The sequence below is a fragment of the Halomonas sp. BM-2019 genome, assembly GCF_017584085.1.
Genome location: NZ_CP071922.1, coordinates 872153 through 874716, shown reverse-complemented (window position 1 = coordinate 874716; position 2564 = coordinate 872153). Strand labels below are relative to the sequence as shown.

The window sequence follows — 2564 nt, the reverse complement described above, 5'->3', positions numbered from 1 at the left end:
TATTCGGTAATCGCAGTGAACATTTCCGGAAACAGGGTTACAACCCCAACGTGCAGTTGCTCAGCCATTAGAAATCAGCTGGCCAATCTACCGTTATCCGGCCTGCTTCCTCGTCAACTGACACAATATACTGTGACTGAATAAAAGGAATCAGACGTTCGCGTTTACCAAACGCATCGTTACTATTTGCTTTCACCACCAACACATCGTTGGCGACGGTTGAAAGCAAGTGACTGACTTTGCCCATGTTGTAATTCTCAGAATTGACAACATCAAGACCAACCAAGTCACGCCAATAAAATTCATCTTCAGGCAGTTCCGGTAATTCAGTTGCCGGAACTGCGATATCAAGTCCTGTGTACTGCTGAGCAGCATCACGATCATCGACACCTGCAAGCTTGGCGACGAGATCTTTATTATGCCAGCGCCATTGGCTGACTTCGATCTCACGCCATTGTCCGTTACGGCCAATCAGCCACGGACGATAGTCAAAAATGCCTTCTTGCTCATCGGTAAATGCATTAATCCGAACCCAGCCTTTGATCCCGTATACGGCTCCAATGTTACCTAATACGACAGCTTCAGCATTTTGATGGGCGTCTTTTTGCATACGTTAAGCTTCTTCCAAATTTGACTTAAAACTTTTTAACCGGGTTAATTAAGCAGCTTTACGCGCGTCTTTAATTAACTTAGCTACGCGGTCAGACACTTGCGCGCCTTGGCCGACCCAGTGTTCAATCCGATCCAGATCGATACGAACTTTCTCTTCTTGACCACGAGCTACCGGGTTAAAGAAACCGACATTTTCGATGAAACGACCATCACGGGCGTTCCGGCTGTCGGTAACTACCATTTGGTAGAATGGACGCTTCTTAGCGCCACCCCGTTGTAAACGAATGGTTACCATTACCGTTATCCTATGTTTTTCAATGTTTTCAAAGGTTAAAGAACCCCTTCCGACGGACAGCCGGAAGGGTCGCAATATTCTACGGAATTTCTCTGCAAATGCAAGTAATATCGGGGTTTGTTACCGTCCGGGGAACATTCCGGGGGGCATTTTACCGCCCAGTTGGCGCATCATCTTCGCCATCCCGCCACCTTTCATTTTTTTCATCATCTTTTGCATTTGACTAAATTGCTTGAGTAATTTGTTCACGTCTTGCACTTGAACGCCTGACCCAGCGGCAATTCGGCGCTTGCGAGAGCCCTTGATGATATCGGGATGTTCGCGCTCTTGAGGTGTCATCGAACTGATAATCGCTTCCATTCGAATAGTGACTTTATCATCCATTTGACCTTGCAGCTTTCCGGCCATTTGTCCCATGCCAGGCAATTTATCCATTAAGCCCATCATGCCGCCCATGCTTTTCATCTGCTGCAGCTGCTCGCGGAAATCTTCTAAACTGAATTTTCCGCTGGTCATTACTTTCTTCGCGACCTTTTCTGCTTTAGCTCGGTCGACTTTTGACTCGACTTCTTCGATCAGCGACAACACGTCGCCCATGCCGAGAATCCGAGAGGCAATACGATCAGGATGAAAAGGCTCAAGTGCGTCATTTTTCTCGCCGACACCCAAAAACTTAATCGGCTTGCCAGTGATATGACGAATAGAGAGTGCCGCACCACCGCGCGCATCACCATCTACTTTCGTTAAGATGACACCGGTTAGTGGCAACGCTTCATTGAATGCTTTGGCAGTGTTCGCCGCGTCTTGACCGGTCATGGCGTCAACCACGAACAAGGTTTCAATCGGTTGAATCGCCGCGTGTAGCGCTTTAATTTCCGCCATCATGGCTTCGTCAATGGCCAACCGACCTGCGGTATCGACGAGCACCACATCGAGGAACTTCTTCCGCGCGTGGTCAATTGCCGCATTGGCGATATCAATTGGTTTTTGCTCAATGCTGGATGGGAAAAACTCAACATCAACATCGGCAGCAAGACGCTCAAGCTGCGCGATTGCCGCTGGACGATAGACGTCAGCACTGACCACAAGGACTTTTTTCTTCTGCTTTTCTTTCAGGAAGCGCGCAAGTTTGCCGACACTTGTGGTTTTACCCGCACCTTGCAAACCCGCCATCATCATGACGGCCGGTGGCTGAGTTGCTAGGTTCAGCGGTGCATTGGCCTCACCCATGGCCGCTTCAAGTTCAGTCCGAACGATTTTGACAAACACTTGCCCTGGATTGAGGTTCTTATTGACCTCAGTGCCTAATGCCCGCTCTTTAACTTTGCCAATAAAGTCTTTGACGACGGGTAACGCGACATCGGCCTCGAGCAATGCCATGCGCACTTCACGTAGCGTGTCTTTAATGTTGTCTTCAGTTAATCGCCCGCGCCCGCTTATATTGCGCAGACTTTGGGATAATCGTTCGCTCAGGTTTTCAAACATACTCTCTTCCTGTCAGCCGAGTTTCAGGTATTATACGGAATGAGGTTGGGTTTGGCGATGCACACGCTTATACTCTTCTTAGAAAATGAAAAAAATCATGTAACTCAGATTCCTAAGGAAAGCGGTAATCATGCATACAACGTTGGCCAGTATCAGCATTCTTGCCTATGTG

The 2564-nt window shown here is 48.2% G+C and carries 3 protein-coding genes; all 3 read right to left on the bottom strand.

Annotation, left to right across the window (positions count from 1 at the left end; all coding sequences use genetic code 11):
* Positions 1-67: 67 nt before the first annotated feature.
* Positions 68-610 (bottom strand): ribosome maturation factor RimM, encoded by a 543-nt coding sequence (gene rimM / locus J5F18_RS04485; protein WP_346301123.1) that lies wholly within the window; start codon positions 608-610, stop codon positions 68-70.
* A 48-nt stretch (positions 611-658) separates the two neighbouring features.
* The gene (gene rpsP, locus J5F18_RS04480; protein ID WP_126790390.1) at positions 659-907 is read right to left on the bottom strand and encodes a 30S ribosomal protein S16; all 249 of its coding nucleotides are present in this window, start codon (positions 905-907) and stop codon (positions 659-661) included.
* A 120-nt stretch (positions 908-1027) separates the two neighbouring features.
* The gene (ffh, locus tag J5F18_RS04475; protein WP_346301122.1) at positions 1028-2392 is read right to left on the bottom strand and encodes a signal recognition particle protein; all 1365 of its coding nucleotides are present in this window, start codon (positions 2390-2392) and stop codon (positions 1028-1030) included.
* Positions 2393-2564: the final 172 nt, after the last annotated feature.